Source organism: Halomonas sp. NPDC076908, from assembly GCF_050269715.1.
Lineage (GTDB): Bacteria > Pseudomonadota > Gammaproteobacteria > Pseudomonadales > Halomonadaceae > Vreelandella.
This window is the reverse complement of the sequence record NZ_JBNNIW010000052.1, coordinates 1-17,065: the sequence shown is the minus strand read 5'-3', so window position 1 is coordinate 17,065 and position 17,065 is coordinate 1. Positions and strand designations below refer to the sequence as shown.

The 17,065-nt window shown below is 53.1% G+C and carries 19 protein-coding genes, 3 tRNA genes and 1 rRNA gene; 10 read left to right on the top strand and 13 right to left on the bottom strand.

Annotated features, from left to right (window positions below; genetic code table 11):
- The first annotated feature begins 110 nt into the window (after window positions 1-110).
- From ACQKE4_RS19000 to ACQKE4_RS18990, 3 genes are all read left to right on the top strand, one after another.
- Window positions 111-644, top strand: coding sequence for a cytochrome P450 (locus ACQKE4_RS19000; RefSeq protein ID WP_427389836.1), 534 nt, complete (start codon window positions 111-113; stop codon window positions 642-644).
- Window positions 645-698: 54 nt separating this feature from the next.
- Window positions 699-1,010 carry a hypothetical protein gene (locus ACQKE4_RS18995; protein ID WP_427389835.1) on the top strand — a complete coding sequence of 104 codons (312 nt, stop codon included), beginning with the start codon at window positions 699-701 and terminating at the stop codon, window positions 1,008-1,010.
- Between the two features lie 68 nt (window positions 1,011-1,078).
- Window positions 1,079-1,375, top strand: coding sequence for a hypothetical protein (locus ACQKE4_RS18990; RefSeq protein ID WP_427389834.1), 297 nt, complete (start codon window positions 1,079-1,081; stop codon window positions 1,373-1,375).
- A 92-nt stretch (window positions 1,376-1,467) separates the two neighbouring features.
- Here ACQKE4_RS18990 and ACQKE4_RS18985 read toward each other — a convergent pair.
- From ACQKE4_RS18985 to ACQKE4_RS18955, 7 genes are all read right to left on the bottom strand, one after another.
- A tRNA-Thr gene (locus ACQKE4_RS18985) sits at window positions 1,468-1,543 on the bottom strand.
- A gap of 72 nt (window positions 1,544-1,615) precedes the next feature.
- A tRNA-Gln gene (locus ACQKE4_RS18980) sits at window positions 1,616-1,690 on the bottom strand.
- Between the two features lie 6 nt (window positions 1,691-1,696).
- Window positions 1,697-1,772: transfer RNA gene (locus ACQKE4_RS18975), tRNA-Phe, on the bottom strand.
- 190 nt (window positions 1,773-1,962) lie between these two features.
- Complete coding sequence (locus ACQKE4_RS18970; RefSeq protein WP_427389833.1) at window positions 1,963-2,238, bottom strand: oxidative damage protection protein; 276 nt, start codon at window positions 2,236-2,238, stop codon at window positions 1,963-1,965.
- A gap of 55 nt (window positions 2,239-2,293) precedes the next feature.
- Window positions 2,294-3,388 (bottom strand): A/G-specific adenine glycosylase, encoded by a 1,095-nt coding sequence (gene mutY, locus ACQKE4_RS18965; protein ID WP_427389832.1) that lies wholly within the window; start codon window positions 3,386-3,388, stop codon window positions 2,294-2,296.
- A gap of 88 nt (window positions 3,389-3,476) precedes the next feature.
- A complete protein-coding gene (locus ACQKE4_RS18960) occupies window positions 3,477-5,810 on the bottom strand; it encodes an AsmA family protein (protein WP_427389831.1) in 2,334 nt (777 codons plus the stop codon).
- On the bottom strand, window positions 5,807-6,292 hold the full coding sequence (locus ACQKE4_RS18955; RefSeq protein ID WP_427389830.1) for a GNAT family N-acetyltransferase: 486 nt from the start codon (window positions 6,290-6,292) through the stop codon (window positions 5,807-5,809). The genes ACQKE4_RS18960 and ACQKE4_RS18955 overlap by 4 nt, the downstream gene beginning before the upstream one ends.
- Before the next feature lie 207 nt (window positions 6,293-6,499).
- On the opposite strand from ACQKE4_RS18955, the gene hisB reads away from it, so the two are divergent.
- The 5 genes from hisB (at window position 6,500) to ACQKE4_RS18930 (ending at window position 9,868) form a co-directional block, all read left to right on the top strand.
- Entirely contained in the window at window positions 6,500-7,093 is a 594-nt protein-coding gene (gene hisB / locus ACQKE4_RS18950) for an imidazoleglycerol-phosphate dehydratase HisB (protein WP_427389829.1), read from the top strand.
- Between the two features lie 70 nt (window positions 7,094-7,163).
- Window positions 7,164-7,805 (top strand): imidazole glycerol phosphate synthase subunit HisH, encoded by a 642-nt coding sequence (gene hisH, locus ACQKE4_RS18945; protein WP_427389828.1) that lies wholly within the window; start codon window positions 7,164-7,166, stop codon window positions 7,803-7,805.
- 11 nt (window positions 7,806-7,816) lie between these two features.
- The gene (gene hisA / locus ACQKE4_RS18940; protein ID WP_427389827.1) at window positions 7,817-8,563 is read left to right on the top strand and encodes a 1-(5-phosphoribosyl)-5-[(5-phosphoribosylamino)methylideneamino]imidazole-4-carboxamide isomerase; all 747 of its coding nucleotides are present in this window, start codon (window positions 7,817-7,819) and stop codon (window positions 8,561-8,563) included.
- The gene (gene hisF / locus ACQKE4_RS18935; protein ID WP_427389826.1) at window positions 8,560-9,333 is read left to right on the top strand and encodes an imidazole glycerol phosphate synthase subunit HisF; all 774 of its coding nucleotides are present in this window, start codon (window positions 8,560-8,562) and stop codon (window positions 9,331-9,333) included. Before hisA ends, hisF begins: the two co-directional genes overlap by 4 nt.
- 28 nt (window positions 9,334-9,361) lie before the next feature.
- On the top strand, window positions 9,362-9,868 hold the full coding sequence (locus ACQKE4_RS18930) for a hypothetical protein (protein WP_427389825.1): 507 nt from the start codon (window positions 9,362-9,364) through the stop codon (window positions 9,866-9,868).
- Between the two features lie 3 nt (window positions 9,869-9,871).
- Here ACQKE4_RS18930 and ACQKE4_RS18925 read toward each other — a convergent pair whose 3' ends face one another.
- On the bottom strand, window positions 9,872-10,474 hold the full coding sequence (locus tag ACQKE4_RS18925) for a YjaG family protein (RefSeq protein ID WP_427389824.1): 603 nt from the start codon (window positions 10,472-10,474) through the stop codon (window positions 9,872-9,874).
- Window positions 10,475-10,568: 94 nt separating this feature from the next.
- Between ACQKE4_RS18925 and ACQKE4_RS18920 the strand changes: the two genes are divergently transcribed.
- On the top strand, window positions 10,569-11,261 hold the full coding sequence (locus ACQKE4_RS18920; protein ID WP_427389823.1) for a type 1 glutamine amidotransferase: 693 nt from the start codon (window positions 10,569-10,571) through the stop codon (window positions 11,259-11,261).
- Between the two features lie 24 nt (window positions 11,262-11,285).
- On the opposite strand, the gene mnmH is transcribed toward ACQKE4_RS18920, so the two are convergent.
- The 4 genes from mnmH to ACQKE4_RS18900 all read right to left on the bottom strand — a co-directional run bounded on the left by mnmH (window position 11,286) and on the right by ACQKE4_RS18900 (window position 15,443).
- Complete coding sequence (mnmH, locus tag ACQKE4_RS18915) at window positions 11,286-12,374, bottom strand: tRNA 2-selenouridine(34) synthase MnmH (protein ID WP_427389822.1); 1,089 nt, start codon at window positions 12,372-12,374, stop codon at window positions 11,286-11,288.
- Window positions 12,371-13,408, bottom strand: a complete 1,038-nt coding sequence (selD, locus tag ACQKE4_RS18910; RefSeq protein ID WP_427389821.1) for a selenide, water dikinase SelD — start codon at window positions 13,406-13,408, stop codon at window positions 12,371-12,373. The genes mnmH and selD overlap by 4 nt, the downstream gene beginning before the upstream one ends.
- Before the next feature lie 86 nt (window positions 13,409-13,494).
- Window positions 13,495-14,865 (bottom strand): DNA repair protein RadA, encoded by a 1,371-nt coding sequence (radA, locus tag ACQKE4_RS18905; RefSeq protein WP_427389820.1) that lies wholly within the window; start codon window positions 14,863-14,865, stop codon window positions 13,495-13,497.
- 131 nt (window positions 14,866-14,996) lie between these two features.
- Entirely contained in the window at window positions 14,997-15,443 is a 447-nt protein-coding gene (locus ACQKE4_RS18900) for a copper resistance protein NlpE N-terminal domain-containing protein (RefSeq protein ID WP_427389819.1), read from the bottom strand.
- Window positions 15,444-15,610: 167 nt separating this feature from the next.
- Between ACQKE4_RS18900 and hisC the strand changes: the two genes are divergently transcribed.
- A complete protein-coding gene (gene hisC, locus ACQKE4_RS18895; RefSeq protein WP_427389818.1) occupies window positions 15,611-16,672 on the top strand; it encodes a histidinol-phosphate transaminase in 1,062 nt (353 codons plus the stop codon).
- A 300-nt stretch (window positions 16,673-16,972) separates the two neighbouring features.
- Here hisC and rrf read toward each other — a convergent pair.
- Window positions 16,973-17,065 (bottom strand): 5S ribosomal RNA (gene rrf / locus ACQKE4_RS18890); the annotation flags it as partial.

The window sequence follows — 17,065 nt, the reverse complement described above, 5'->3', positions numbered from 1 at the left end:
GGCGTCAAAGAAATGAAGCGCAAGCGACGAGACATGGTGCATCTCCCTTGTTATAAGCCTCGCTTTATACACCATAACTTATGCGGATTCACTTAGCTATAGCACGCTATATGGTATTTGCCGTGCTGGCGATGCATAAATACTCGAATTGTTTTGAAAAACTTAAACAGACAGGCTCAGACGCTTATCACCTTTATTTCATTCAAGAGGTAAGACGCTACTATCCTTTTTTCCCCTTCCTCGCGGCAAGGGTCAAAACTAGCTTTACCTGGAAAGGCTATCGCTTTAAGCGTGGCAGGCAAACGATCCTTGACCTATACGGAACTAATCACGACTCACAACGCTGGGAGACGCCGAACCAATTCTGGCCGGAACGTTTCGAGCAAGAAAATGATGATTTTTATCGTTTTGCAATGATTCCTCAAGGGGGTAGCGAGCATGCTACGCAGCATCGTTGCCCCGGCGAAGCGATCACATTCTCACTCATTGACTTGGCAATTGATCAATTTACCCAACAAATTAGTTATGACGTACCACCACAGGATCTAACTGTTGATCTGAACGTCATACCGGCACGACCAAGGAGCGGACTGATTATTAGCAATGTTCGCCTTCTTGAGCCCGTTCCGCTTACGGAAAAATAGATAGATGCAATTCTTTTCTTAAAGCAAATAGCATGTAAGCAGAGGAGCATAGATATGAGTCGTAGATCATTTGAACGCCAGAAGGACAGCCAGGAAGCCCAAAAAGCTAAGCATGTGATCGAGAAGGACACGCCTGTCGATGAGAGTTCAATGCAGGAAGCCCCACGCAATGAGGAACCACAACCATTTCGACCAGATGAGAACGTTGATAACCAGAAAGCAGCAAAATCTCACTCACAGCCTAGTCACAATACCTCGATCAAAGAAACACCCATTCGAGGCGTGCAACTAGCTAGAGAAAAGCACGCCCATAAAGATAATATTGATAAGAAAACCGAAGAGACCGATCCTAAAGGTCGCGGATAATCCAACCCTTTGAAAACTTAATCTAATCAATTGAATTATATGGAAAAATATTTTTTGAGGTAACTACTATGAAGCAAGAATTGTACGATGTCTATGACGAAAAACAGCAGCTTATAGGACACTTCGTGAGAGATAAATATCTGCAACGGGTAGCCCTTGAGGCAAGCGATGGAAATACATACAGCATTCCTAATGAATACTTGAGCCAAAAAGAGGATCATTGGGTTTTAACCCAACCCTTGAGCGAGTTTGCCAAACTCTCCACTTATAACAAACAAGAGGAACATGTTGATGAAATGAGTGAAGAGAGCTTTCCAGCTAGCGACCCGCCTGACTTCACATTAGGTAAAAATAAACAGGATTAAGAGGTTATAGGGCAATCCTATAAACAAAAAAAAGCCACCTAGAAGGTGGCTTTTTTAAATTCTCTAACGCTTTGCTTTATAACCACTTTTAGTGGTGCCGACACCAGGAGTCGAACCCGGGACCTACTGATTACAAGTCAGTTGCTCTACCAACTGAGCTATGTCGGCGCTTCACGTTTTCTTGAGAACATGATTGCATTGCTGCTAGGCTTTGCAATCAACAAGAAATCTTGTTGGCAATGGCTGGGGTACCAGGATTCGAACCTGGGAATGCCGATACCAAAAACCGGTGCCTTACCACTTGGCGATACCCCAGCAGTGTGGTGGCCAGAGACGGAATCGAACCGCCGACACGGGGATTTTCAATCCCCTGCTCTACCAACTGAGCTATCTGGCCGCTGCCAACGGTGCGTATTAAACTAAAATCGCCGCTTTTCGTCAACACCTTTATGAAACTTTCTTGCGATACCGTTGCTTAGGGGTGTTTTACCCTGCTCTTTCAATGTCACTCCCAATGGCTCTAACGTGTCTTATCAGTGCTCTGGCCTACTGATGACAAGTCAGTTGCTCATGCATCACAGCTTTTCTTACCCCTGAGCGGGCGGCACATAGCCTTCGGCTTGATCGGTCTCCTGGTTGTCGAGGAAGCGTTGCATCTGATCCATAAGATAGGCACGTGATTCCGGGTCCAGCATGTTGAGATGCTTTTCATTGATCAGTCGGGTTTGTAACGACTGCCAAGCTTCCCAGGCCGGTTTGGAAACCGTGGCCTGAATCTCCTGGCCCTGCTTGCCAGGCAGTGGTGGAAACGGCAGTGCTTCCAGCTCTTTTTGATACTTACGGCAAAAAACGGTGTTGCTCATAAAATGCTCCTGGTTCAACGACGCTATTTGAAAACCTTCCCCCTACGCAAGCGCCTTAAGCGTGCCCTGGAGTGGGGTCGAGGGTAAAAGGTGTTAACTGGCTGAGCAACGCTTTTACCGGGGCTGCAAGGCCCAGCGCAGGTGGATGATTGATGTCATACCATACGCCGCTTTCGCGAATACCGCCCAGCCTATCGCAGGTCACCGGCTGCGGGGTAATCTCTAAGCGAAAATGGCTAAAGGTATGATAAAAGCTAGGCGGCCGACTTAAGCGCTCTGGGTTAACGACGTTAGCCTCTAGCCAGTCATTGAGTTCACTGTGTGTATCAAACTGCGGCAGGCCCCATAAGCCGCCCCACAGGCCACTAGGCGGACGCTGCTCTAGCCATACCCTACCTTCCAGATCGCGGAGCATCAGCATGATCGTTTGACGCTTAGGCAGCGCTTTTTTCGGTTTAGATTCCGGGTAGCGCTGTGGCTCCCCTTGGGCATAGGCTAAACAGACATCATTAAACGGACAGCTTGGGCAGTCGGGCTTGCTGCGTTTACATAGCGTGGCACCAAAATCCATTATTGCTTGAGTGTAATCAGCTAGCCGCGTTGACGGCGTGTAATAGTCGGCCAATGTCCAAAGCGTATGTTCAACCGCGGGCTTCCCTGGCCAGCCAGGAACCGCATGGAGGCGGGTGAGTGAGCGTTTTACATTGCCATCCAAGATGGCGGCACGCTGCCCGGTGCTCTGGGCGATGATGGCGCCAGCGGTGGAGCGCCCAATACCGGGCAGTGTCATTAACGCGTCGACACTCTCACACGGCAGCTCACCGCCATGCTCTGCTACTGCCACCTGTGCAGCCTTATGCAAATTGCGCGCGCGGGCGTAATAGCCAAGCCCTGTCCATAAGTGAAGCACTTCATCTTGCGGCGCTTTGGCGAGGCTTTCCAACGTAGGAAAGTGCGCCATAAAACGCTCAAAATAGGGAATGACAGTGGCAACCTGAGTCTGCTGCAGCATGATTTCCGACACCCATACCCGGTAAGCGCTTCGCGGCGACTGCCACGGCAGGTTGTGGCGGCCATATCGATCAAACCATGCTAACAGGCGGCGCTGGAACTCGTCCGCTGCCAGCCGTGGTGAGGGCATATCAGCCATGTACCTTCCTTAATAAATCGCGAATACAGAAGCGCCGGCGTTTAGGCCGGCGCTGTACTGACTGCTTCAGTTCACATCACCAAAACGCTTAGTTAAATAACCTACGCAGACCATCACGAAGCTGCTGACCAGCACCTTCGCCTAAACGCTCGTCTAGCTGGTCTAAAGATTCACCTAAGCGCTCCTCTATCTCTTCACCGACACGGCTACCGGCCTCTTCACGTAATAAGTCAACGACAACGGTCTGGAAAGCCTCTCTATCAAAACGGCACCATTCAGCACGCTCACTGCTCAAGTTGCCTTCGCAGCGCAACGGGAGCGGCAACTGCTCAAGGCGTGGATTCACTTCGCAAGCAGCGTCAGCGGTATCGACCAAACGAGCGTTAGCGCGAGTATCGAAATTCAGATTGGTAAGGTTCAGTTCCCCCTCTCCTTGAACGTCGATGCCCGGCAATGTAATCAAAAGGTCATCACTTCCAACGACGCCATTACGAACCTGGAATGTCCCATCGAAACGCTCAAAGCGCGTATCAGCATGCCAATCACGCAGCGTGCCCTCGCCTTCTAATTGGGCAACTAACTCGCACATTTGCTGAGAAATATTGGTTTCTAAAATAGCACCGTCGTTCAGACGGGCAGTGAGCTCACCATTGAGATTACTCAGCAATGATTCGCGACTGTTTCCAAGGCTGGTGAGATCGCCTGATAAGTTAAACCGGCCCCGCAGCGGTGACGTCTCTTCACTGATCGCTTCAATGAGGGGGGCTACTTGCACGTTGTTAATCGTGGGCGAAAGCGCCCACTCAAGGATCGACTCGGTGGCATCAATTTGCCCCGTTGCATTGAGCTCGCCCTCATAAAAACCGGATTCAAATGCGGTCAGTTGATGGACGCCGTTGTCGCCACGCAGTTGCAAACTCGGATTATTGAAGGTGAGGCCCGCTAACACTAAATTGCCAACACTCAAATCACCTTCAAGCGCTAACTCACTGAGCCAGGCTTGCGGAAGCAGGGATTCGCCACTTTGAGCGAAGGCTTTGCGTAGAAACCCGCGACTAGCCTGTTCTGCGGTTGCTGCTCTGGGTAAATAGTGATCTAGATTTAAACGATCACCCTCTAAATCAAACGCTAACCGCGTGCCGTCTAATGCTGCTGATAGCTCACCAGTAAAGGTGCTCTCATCTACCACTAGCGAGAGGCTAGGCAGTGAAAACTGTTCGGCATCGCCTTCAATCGGACTGGTCATCGCAACATCACTTAATGCAGCCTCGCCCTGTGTAACCAGGGTAATGCCTGCGCGTGCAAGCCAAGGGCGCAGCGTAAAGGGTGCGGCGGTTAGCTGACCACGATAGCTCGGGGCGTCACGCAGTTGTTCAACGTTAAGGTGTCCACTCGCTCTCAGACCGTCTGGCCCTGTCAGTTGGAGATCTTTAAGCTGAGCAGTTTGCGCCTGCCAGTCGCCTTCCAAACCAAAGGCGAGTGTCAGCGCTAAGCTGCCTTGCCAGTTCTCAGCATTGCGCAGCCCGGCTTCAAGCACGCCTTCTCTGATGGTAAGCTGCTGGTCTTCCATACGCGCTATCAGCTCGGCAGCTTTCAAGCTGAGCTGTTGCGGCTCGCTTGCTGCATCAATGTTGGTACGTGTGGTGAGGGCCATATTCTCAAGCACAAAAAGCTCTTCCTCCAACCCCAACCGCACACGCGTTTCTAGATTTACCTCGCTAGTGATATCCGGGGCACGCTCGAGCACCTCAGCATCAAGGCGATTGTGCTTGGTGAGCGTGAACATAGCTTTAAGCGGAAAGGCGCGCACTGGATTAACGTTACTGCCCGATATATTCAGTTGCTGCATCCGCCACAGCGCTTGGCTTTGGACATCGCGGAAGCGGATATCAGCATTTTTGACTTCGACGCTGGCAATATTGAGTACCACCGATAAGCTACCGGCATCAGCATTAGGGCCAGCACTGGCAGGCGCCAGCACCGTTTCAGCGGCACCGTTGCCCTGTTCAGCAAGGCGCTCTAACAGAGGTTCCCAGTTGCCTTCTCCTTCAGCGTCGCGCTCTAAATTTAGACGCATACCATCCAGTGTTAGGCCATCAACAGCAATTTCTCCGCGTAATAGCGGCCCAAAAGCCACGCTGACTTCTGCACGGTTAATGGCGGCAAAGGCAGCGCTATCCCGGGATTGATCAGGCAACCACGCACGGGCCTGTTCAACACTCACCCCAATGCGTGGGTAAAACGACCAGGTAATGGGGCCTTCCAGGGCCAAGTTGAGCCCCGTTTGCTCTTCCACTACGGCCGTTAAACGCGGTTTGAAATCTTCGGGATCAAGAAAGGTGGTCACATAGACCACAGCGGCGACTGCGACAATGGCAAGAATGCCAACCGCCGCCAGCAAAATACGTAATAACTGTTTCACAATCCTTTCCCTTGTGGGTCTAACTCAACAAAATCGCTGGTAGCGGGCATTCCCGGCCCCGGCGTTTTTGGATTGGCCATTGGTCGATAACCTAATTTAGACAGCAACACTCGGTCTGCCAATGGTAATGAAGAGGTTTCTATACGCAGTACGCGGCCTTCTTGTTTGGCTTGCTCGCCAAGCAGCGCCATTAAGCGCGAACCCACACCGCGGCGCCGTGTCGTCTTGCGGACGCACAATTCAGAGAGCCACCATGCTTGGTCTTCGCCCTCCTGCACAGCAACAGCACCTAGCAGCCTATCGTTGAAGTGCGCGCAGGCAAAAAAGTGTTGCCCTTTAAAATGTTGTTCAATAAACGGCTCAACCGTTGGGGTCGGCATTCGCTCTTGAGGCGCATCCTGATAGATGCGCACCAGGTCTATGCGCACCTGCTCATCGGCCTCCCAACGGGCCTGGTCGACATGGTGCAGTGTCACCGGCATGCTGAAATCCTCTTCACCAAAGCAGCTTGGCTGCTATTTCTGCCGCAATTGATTGCGGCTACATTTCGCGCATTGTAGCGGATGAGGGCGCCGATTCACTATAATGGTCGCTTCGTCACCGGCTGATCAATCAGTGATCAGTTGATGAGAGCTTGATGAGAGCCATCCGCCGCCCCTCAGAGTGCGCTTCAGCGCAGGAGATGCAACATGTCAGCGCGTATTGCCACGGTTAGCCGTGACACCAACGAAACGCAGATTAAGGTCAGTGTCAATCTCGACGGTGAAGGCCGTCTTAGCTGCCAAACCGGTGTTCCGTTTCTGGATCATATGCTTGATCAAGTTGCCCGCCATGGGATGATTGATCTCGATATCAACGCCACTGGCGACCTGCATATTGATGACCACCATACCGTAGAAGACCTGGGTATTACGCTAGGCCAAGCTTTTTTTGAAGCCATTGGCGATAAGCGCGGCATTTACCGCTATGGTCACGCCTATGTGCCCCTCGATGAAGCGCTCTCCCGCGTGGTGATCGATTTTTCCGGACGCCCAGGCCTCTATATGAACGTTGAGTTCACCCGCGATACCATCGGGCGCATGGACACTCAGCTGTTCTGGGAGTTTTTCCAAGGCTTCGTCAACCACGCCCGGGTGTCGCTGCATATCGACAACATCAAAGGCTTTAATGCTCACCATCAGGCCGAAACAATTTTTAAAGCCTTTGGTCGGGCGCTGCGTATGGCCGTGGCGGAAGACCCGCGGATGGTAGGTCAAATGCCCTCCACCAAAGGGAGCTTATAATGCTGCGCGATACGTTGGGCTATGCAACGGGCCTCGTTTTGACTATATCCTCATCCAAAAGGAGCGCTTCATGACCATTGCCGTGATCGACTATGGAATGGGCAATCTTCATTCCGTGGCCAAAGCGCTGGAGCATGTGACCCATGAGAATGTAGTCATTACCCGCGACCCGCGGCGCATTCTTGGCGCAACCCGCTTAGTGTTGCCCGGCCAGGGAGCGATCCGCGACTGTGTGGGCGAACTTGAACGCACCGACTTACGCGGATTGGTGGACGATATTTTGTCCCGCCAAGCCAAACCGCTGCTGGGTATCTGCGTGGGTCAGCAAATGCTGTTAGAGAGTAGCGAAGAGAATGGTGGCGTTGAGTGCCTGGGCTTCTTTAAAGGCAGTGTAGATCGTTTTCCCGGTGACATGCGCGATGCTCACGACCAGCGTTTGAAGGTACCGCACATGGGTTGGAACGTGGTCGAGCAACACCATGACCACCCCTTATGGACAGGTATTGATAACCGCGAGCACTTCTACTTCGTGCATAGCTATTACGTCAATGCCGCTGAAGATGCCCAGGTGTTAGGCACAACCCAATACGGCAAGGTGAGCGCCCACGTGGCCATTGGACGCGACGCAACCTTCGCGGTGCAGTTCCATCCGGAAAAGAGCTCCCGTGCCGGCCTTCGTCTGCTTGAAAATTTTGTTACCTGGACGCCCTGAGAGGATTTTGTATGTTGGTAATTCCCGCTATTGATCTCAAAGACGGCCAGTGCGTCCGATTAAAACAGGGCCGCATGGAAGATGCGACCTCTTACGGCGATGACCCAGTGGCCATGGCTGCACGCTGGGTAGAAGCTGGCGCCCGCCGCCTACATCTGGTGGACTTGAACGGTGCCTTTGAAGGCAAGCCCGTCAATGGCGATGCCGTTACCGCTATCGCGCGTGCCTACCCCAACCTGCCGATTCAAATCGGTGGCGGCATTCGCAGTGCAGAAACCATTGAGCACTACTTAAGTGCTGGCGTTTCCTACGTGATTATCGGTACCAAAGCGGTGAAAGAGCCCGCTTTTGTAGGTGAGATGTGCCGCGCTTTCCCCGGCCATGTAATTGTGGGATTAGACGCCAAAGATGGCTATGTGGCTACCGACGGCTGGGCTGAGGTCTCTACCATCAAAGCCACCGAATTGGCTAAGCGCTTTGCCAATGACGGCGTTTCCAGCATTGTTTACACCGATATTGCCCGCGACGGCATGATGCAGGGTGTTAACGTTGAGGCCACTGCTCAACTTGCCCGCGAAGCTGGCTTGCCGGTGATTGCTTCAGGTGGTGTGACCAACCTGGATGACATTACGGCACTCTGCAACGCCGCTGACAGCGGTATCTTAGGGGCAATTACTGGCCGGGCGATTTACGAAGGCAGCCTGGATGTCGCCGAAGCACAGCGGCTGAGCGACCAACTCATGGGAGGCGCTTCATGAGCCTTACCAAACGCATTATCCCCTGCCTAGATGTAGACGCCGGACGTGTGGTCAAAGGCGTCAATTTCGTGGGTATTCGTGATGCCGGTGACCCGGTGGAGATCGCCCAGCGCTATAACCAGCAGGGCGCTGACGAAATCACCTTTCTCGATATTACTGCCAGCCACGAAGATCGCGACACCACGGTAGAGATGGTGGAGCGCATCGCAGGCGAAGTATTTATTCCGCTGACCGTTGGCGGTGGCATTCGCAGCTGTGACGATATTCGCACCATGTTGAACGCCGGTGCCGATAAAGTCTCAATCAATACCGCAGCGGTAACCAACCCTGACTTTGTACGTGAAGCCGCCGAACGCTTTGGTAGCCAGTGCATTGTGGTGGCTATCGACGCCAAACGGGTCTCTAAGGAGGGCGAAACGCCCCGCTGGGAGATTTTTACCCATGGCGGTCGACGCCCAACGGGCCTAGATGCGGTTGAATGGGCGAAGAAAATGGTTGAGTTTGGCGCGGGTGAACTGCTGCTGACCAGTATGGATCGCGACGGTACTAAGATTGGTTTTGATCTGGGGGTGACTCATGCGATTTCAGAAGCCGTCAGCGTTCCCGTAATCGCATCAGGCGGCGTGGGTAATCTGGACCATCTAGTCGATGGCGTATTGAAAGGCGGTGCCGATGCAGTATTGGCCGCCAGTATTTTCCACTTTGGCGAGTACACGATTCCTGAAGCGAAACGCTATATGGCGGAACGCGGTATCGAAATGCGCCTTTAAAATGCCTCCAATAGACATGGAATCTAAAATGCTGCGCATACGCCCATGGATGGGGTGTCTAGCAGGCCTGCTGATGAGCGCGCCTGCTAGTGCATTTTCATTGACTGACTGGCCTCCGGCACTGGAGTGGGATCACACACTGGTACAAACCAGCCTCTATACCCGCCACTTCAGTCCAGATCCTGAACATACCAATCAGCAAGATCTTATTAGTATCGAACTGCACAATCCAGATCGCTGGCTGGCGGGCGCTGCATGGTTCAAAAACTCCTTTGATCAACCCACTTGGTACGTTTACATGGGCCGGGAATTCCCCTTGTGGCAAACCAGCCAAGGTATCAATGTGCGCGCAAAGCTAACTGGCGGGCTCTTACGCGGCTATAAAGATGAGTTTCGTGACAAAATTCCGTTTAATCGTTATGAAGTTGCCCCCGCCGCGCTGCCTAGTATCGGCGTGCAGTGGGGACAATTTGAATCCGACCTAATCGTGTTTGGAACCGCTGGCATGATGGTGACCGCAGGGGTGCGCTTTTAGGCGCTACTCATCGGCTTCTTCAAGCGTAAGCCCTAGGTTGCTAATCCCACCATTGCGCCCTAACTCACGTACTTCTTTTAATGCCGCTTTATCCAGCGTTTCACTAACGGCTTCCAGCACGGCGTCTTGGAAGTCGTTTTCATCTGCCATTAACGGGTGGTCACGGATAATCAGTGCTAACGCCTGGGCGTCGTCTTCGCCTTCGGTGAGTTCTATGAAAGCGCGAACGCCTGCACGGGAGGTACGGCTAACATCCAGCACGGCTTCCGGTGACTCGCCTTGAAGCGTGTCTAACAGTGCTGAAACAGAGACCACTGCATCTAGAGCGCGCCGCGCGCCAAAGCTATCATCACCCTCAGGCGGCTCGCATTCGGCCAGCTTTTCTGCCTGCCGGGAAAAATCGATGCTGGCATTGGGCACGTTCAGCCGCTCCCAGACCAAACTCAGCACCGCCCTCAGGGTGTGGCTATCACCCTGGCCGGTGGTTTGTTCATATAACGCGTAATTGGGAAGCAAGCGCTCGCATAGCGCCGCCATAAAGGCTTGCTGGGCAGGTAATGAGAGTTCTTGCAGCCGCTGATAAAAGCCCTGAGGTTTCGACACCATACTGATTTCCTGGATCGCTTGACGTGGGATATTGGTGAAAAGTAGCCGGTACGTTATGGTCGATAGTGATGATTCGGCCGGCGAGGAGATTACCATGCATATTCATCTACTACAGCACGGCCCTGACCATGGCCCCGCTCGTATAACCGACTGGCTAACCAGTATGGGGCATAGTTACACCGTTTTTCATCTCTATGCGGGAGAATTAACCCCGCGCCCGAACGAATGTGACGCGCTGATCATACTTGATGGGCCAGAGGCACTTATCAGCCAACCACCAACTTGGTTTAAGGCAGAAGATAAGCTCATCAATCGCTATTTGGATGGGCAAAAGCCGTTATTGGGTATTGGCTTGGGCGCGCACTGGATAGCCCGTGCTTTGGGAGCAGTAGTCGCTCCTGGCACCTATCCAGAAACAGGCTGGCATACGGTCACCTTAGCGCCGGAAAGCACCCTCGATTTACCTGAAGAGTTCACGGCCTTTATGTGGCACCGCTATGTGTTCAGCCTACCTGACGACGCCTTCTCTTTAGGCGGAAGCGAAGCAGCCCCCGTGCAAGGGCTTAGTTGGGATAGCGGACGCGTCATTGGCCTACTCTGCCACCTGGAAGTCACCCCAGCCAGCGTCAAGCAGTTGCTGAGCACAACACCACAGCCTGTTGCGTCATCCCCAGCCGCTTCCCGCTATTTACAAAACGATGCACAAATCAACGAAAATCCTAATCGCTTTATTCACTTGGCACCGCTACTGGATAGGCTGATGACCCAATGGCTTAGCGCCGTATAAACGTAAGCCGTTAAGGGGAGTTAATTACCGGTTCCACTGCCTGGCGGCTGCCAGGCAGCTCTCCCAGTCGCCCACATGAATCTCCACGGGTGCGCTTTCGCGCTGTTTCTCTAAATGGTAGCGGTAGAGCGGGTCGTAGTACTCGGTAAGCAGCGGTGCAAGCCATGCTTCATGGGCCTGAGAATTGCCCTGGGCATGTTCTCTAAATGCTAACACCTGAAGCCGCTGTAATCGCTGCAAGCGGGCATTACCAAGGCGCTTGCCTAATCGAACCAGGGCGTTACTAAGCTGCTGCTGCATTAATTGCCAGCCTTGGTAAGCACCATGCCGGGCGACATAGGCTTGTTCCAGATCAATGATATAGTCCTGCTGAATCTGCTCCAGCCGCCAATCCAACGGCATTTCGATACGCACTCGGGGCGCTTGCTGCAAAGCTCGCCAGAAATTCAAAGGAATATTGGCATTACCAATTTGGCGCGACTCATCTTCGATGACCAAGCCCCCCGTCAGGCCCAGTAGCCGTTTGGCTAGCGCATGTTCAAAGTTGATTTGCGTAGCGGGCTCTTCAGGCCTGCGCCCAAAAGCAGAGCCTTTGTGGTGCGCATAGGCCTCTAAATCGATGCCATTGTCGAGTTGATTGATCAGCGTAGTTTTAGCACATCCGGTAAGCCCTGCGACGACCAGCATTGGCTGTAAAGTTGCCGCCTCAATACGGGCGCAGAGGGCTTGGCGCATGGCCTTCCAGCCCCCTTGCAGGCGTGGTCTAGAAGCGCCTGCCTCTTCTAACCATTGCTGAGCAATTTGTGAGCGCAGTCCGCCGCGAAAGCAGTAAATAAGCGCGTCCGGATACTCGGTTAAATACGTCTGCCAGGCGTTGATTCGGGCTTGTTTGATCTCACCGCTGACTAAGCGCTCGCCCAGCGCAATAGCCGCGGCTTGGCCCTGCTGCTTATAAGCGATGCCAACCTGATGGCGTTCTTGATCGTTCATCAGCGGTAAATTGACCGCGCCCGGCAGCGCGCCTTGGGCAAACTCTACCGGGGCGCGTACGTCTATGAACGGCCGTTCGTCACTGATTAAATTCAGAGATGAAGGTGTGATAGCCAGGGTCACCCGAGAACCTCAATTGACGCTTTACCTTGGCGCGCTTTCATAACGCCAAAGGAGTGCAATGTCAGGCCATATTCACGGCCAATGCGCTCAACGTCATCTTCCCAGGCGGGGTCTACGCTGAGCAGCAGGCCGCCCGATGTTTGAGGGTCACATAGCCATTGCCAGTGGGCTTCGTCCATGGCAGGAAAGCTTTCACCTAAGGCATCCCGATTACGCAGTGTGCCTCCCGGTACCGCGCCTTGGCGACGATACGCCTCAGCTTCGGCTAAACGCGGCAGTTTGCGGAAATCAATTTGGGCCATCACACCGCTGGCATGACACATTTCAGAAAGATGGCCCGCCAAACCAAAGCCTGTGACATCGGTCATGGCATTAACGCCTTTAACATCAGCGAGTTTCACACCAATGCGATTGGACTTCAGCATGGTTTCACGGGCCAGGCCGTGATGCCCGGCTTCCAGCAAACCACGCTTTTCCGCAGTGGTTAACATACCCACGCCTAGCGGCTTGGTTAGATAGAGCAAGTCACCCGCTTTAGCGGTGCTGTTTAGCTTGAGCTTGTCTAGGTCGACCAAGCCATTAACGGCTAAACCGAAGATAGGCTCTGGAGCATCAATGGAATGCCCACCGGCCAAGGCAACGCACAGCTCGCGACAGGCGGCTTGCGCACCGGCCATGACATCGCCCGCCACTTCGGCGCTAAGCTTATCCAGCGGCCACCCCAAGATACCTAACGCCATGACCGGTGTGCCGCCCATAGCGTAAACGTCACTGATGGCATTGGTGGCGGCAATACGACCAAAATCAAACGGGTCGTCGACAATCGGCATAAAGAAGTCAGTGGTGGCGATCATGCCACGGCCATCGCCGAGATCGTATACGGCGGCATCTTCGCGCCCTTGATTGCCAACAATAAGTTGCTTATGGCCTGCTGCTGGTCCCGCTTTGGCCAGAATCCCATCCAGCACGTCCGGGGCAATCTTGCAGCCGCAGCCTGCACCGTGACTATATTGGGTCAGACGAATCGTACTCATGGTGTCTCTCCTTGGCACTCAAGATTATCAAACACACTAAGCATAGCTCACGCTAACGCGCGTCTTACGTTTAAAAGTTCCTTGCACTACAGAGCATCTAGGGCATCGCTTAATTTATCCACGGCAATGATCTCCATGCCTTGCGGGGCGTGCTTGGGGGCATTTCCACGGGGGACGATGGCCCGTAAAAAACCATGTTTGGCGGCTTCGGCAATCCGCTCTTGGCCGCTGGGTACCGGGCGTATCTCCCCAGACAACCCTACTTCCCCAAACACCACTAACTCTTTCGGCAGCGCACGGTTTTGCAGGCTCGACACTACCGCTAGTAGTACCGCTAGGTCAGCGCTGGTCTCAAGTACTTTCACCCCACCTACCACGTTCAAGAACACATCTTGATCGCCGGTAAACAACCCGCCGTGACGATTGAGCACCGCCAGCAGCATGGCTAGGCGATTCTGATCTACGCCTACCGCTACCCGGCGTGGATTACCCAGCGCTGATTCATCTACCAGCGCCTGTACCTCCACTAGAATAGGCCGAGTGCCTTCCCACACCACCATCACCAAGCTACCCGGTGCCTGTACCTCTTGGCGGGAAAGAAAAATCGCGCTGGGGTTTTTAACTTCTTTAAGGCCTTGCTCCAGCATCGCGAAAACGCCTAGCTCGTTAACCGCTCCAAAGCGGTTCTTCTGGCCGCGCAGGGTACGAAAGCGTGAGTCCGCGCCACCTTCCAATAGCAGTGAGGCATCAATCATATGCTCAAGCACTTTTGGCCCTGCCAGCGAGCCGTCTTTGGTCACGTGCCCTACTAATAACAGCACTGTATTAGTTTTCTTGGCAAAACGCGTTAAGGCCGCCGCAGACTCGCGTACCTGGGCAACGCCGCCGGGCGCAGAACTGATATCTTCCAGATGCATGGTTTGGATAGAGTCAATCACCAGAATTTCAGGCTTCTCGCGCTCAGCTACCGCCAGAATGGTTTCGACACTGGTTTCCGCTAGCATTTTCAAACCATTCGTAGGCAGTTGCAGGCGGTGAGCACGCATAGCGACCTGGGACAATGACTCCTCGCCCGTCACATAGAGAATACGCCGCTGCTGAGCCAGCTTGCAGGCCGTTTGTAGAAGCAGTGTTGATTTACCTGCCCCGGGGTTACCGCCCAGCAACACTGCTGAACCTGGTACAAGCCCACCACCCAGCACACGATCAAACTCAGCGAAAGTAGAGCTCATCCGCGGTACTTCACTAAGATCAACATTGCCTAGATCAATCACTTCTCGCGAGAGATCACCTGCATAACCGCTACGCCCAGGGGAGGCCCCGGCACCGGGACGTGCACTCGCCAAGTGCACCTCGGTTAAGGTATTCCACTCCTGGCAACTGCTGCACTGCCCCTGCCATTTGCGAAATTCAGCACCGCATTCGGTACATACAAAGGCGCTTTTGGCTTTGGCCACTGCGATAACGCTCCTATCTTTATGATGATGTAATAGCTATCACTGAGTAATTTCCAAGTTGAACTACCCAGATACCATTTATATATACAAAAGGCGGCCATTGGCCGCCTTTCACACTGCTTGCTTCTGCGTTATTGACGCGTCAGTTGCAGCATTTCACCATTTTCAAAGCGGCGGCGTTCTGGATCAATTAACTCTAACGTGCGCTCATCAATACGCATGAAGTAGTAAATTTGGCCTTCGCCATTCGGCGTTAACTCATAAACAGTGGCGTCTGGATCAGACGGCGTGCCGGTCAGCACTTCCCAGTTCCCCGCATAGTTTTCATCCGGCGGCGTTTGGGGGTGATTACGGTAAGTAGCGTTAAGTGTAAATGTGCGCTCTTCAGCTGCGCTCATTTCATCACCCACCATGGTGACATCCAAATCAATCCCATCACAGTTACGGCAAGGTAGTGAACCCTGGTAATTTTGCTGTGCGCTGGCTGCTTCTTCTTGCTGCTGTTCCATTGGGCTGCTCGCACAGCCAGCCAGCAGTGCCAACATAGCCGAACCGGCTAGCAAACTCTTGAGTTGCATAGAGTGTCTCCTTAATCTCGTGTTGGACATCACATTTATTACGCGCTGTTGTGACAGCATAACTGCTACAAGGTGCAACGCCCACCCCTAGCGTTGCGAATGCTTGCGCTTAGCCAGCCATCAAGCGACCATGGGCGACTACCTTGCTAGGATATCAGGTTACACTCATGAGCCAATACTGGAGTCCGGCTGTTCGGGAATTAACCCCTTACATCCCCGGTGAGCAGCCACGCGAGCGGGTTATTAAGCTCAACACTAACGAAAACCCTTATCCGCCTGCCCCAGGCGTTGGTGAGGCGTTACGTAACTATGCCACCGACCATTTACGCCTTTACCCTGACCCAACTTCTGCAGCACTGCGCGAGGCACTGGCCAAGGCCTTTAAGGTAACCAGTCATCAGGTGTTTGTAGGCAATGGCTCCGATGAGGTGCTGGCATTCGCTTTCCAAGCGTTTTTTTGCCACGACGTCCCCTTAGATGTCCCTGCTATCACCTATAGCTTCTACCCTGTTTATGCGAATCTTTACGGTGTGGAGCTGCGTAAACATCCGCTTAATGCGCACTGGGAAGTCGATATAGAGGCTCTGGCTGCTAATACCGAACGCAGCGGCGTTATCTTTGCCAACCCAAACGCTCCTACGGGTCATGCGCACTCTTTGGCGACTATTGAGGCACTGCTTAAGCGCGTCACAGATCGGGTGGTGCTGGTAGACGAGGCGTATGTGGATTTCGGCGCTGAGAGCGCTGTAGCGCTAATTGATCGTTACCCAAATCTACTGGTCACCGGCACGTTTTCAAAATCACGTAGCTTGGCAGGCCTGCGCCTAGGCTATGCAGTGGGCTCAGAAGAGCTGATGGATGGTTTGCAGCGGGTAAAAGATTCTTTCAATTCATACCCAGTGGATAGCTTGGCAAGTTTAGTGGGTATTGCAGCGCTCAACGATCCGGAGCACTTTGAAGCCTGCCGTGAGTATGTTATTACCACACGTGAGCGTACTCGCCAGCGCCTCGAAACATTGGGGTTTGAAGTGCTGCCTTCTAAGGCTAACTTCGTGCTTGCTCAGCATCCTGATTATGAAGGCGCCCAGCTATTTGCAGCTCTACGCGAGCGTGGCATTTTAGTGCGTCATTTTAATACTTCTGAACTCAACAATTTCCTGCGTATCACCATCGGTACCGATGATGAGATGGACAGCTTGATTGAGGCGCTGGAGACGATTTGCGTGTGAATGGTGAATGGTGAATGGTGAATGGTGAATGGTGAATGGTCAGGTTTTTCTACTCACGACTCACCATTCACCCCTCACGCAAAAAAAAATCCCTCAGAGCGCAAGCCCTGGGGGATTTTTGGTATCAGTGTCTGACGATGGCTGCCGGAACTTTACTCGTCTCATCCTGAGACTCGCCCTTCGGGCCCGCTAAAGCGGTTCCCGTTTGTTCCCGACAAACGGGTCAATGGGGAGACCGCTTGTTTTTTTCCGCACAAACAAAAAACCCAGCCGGGTGGCTGGGTTCTTCGTTGAATAAGTGCCTGACGATGACCTACTCTCGCATGGGGAGACCCCACACTACCATCGGCGCTAAGCGGTTTCACTGCTGAGTTCGGCAAGGGATCAGGTGGT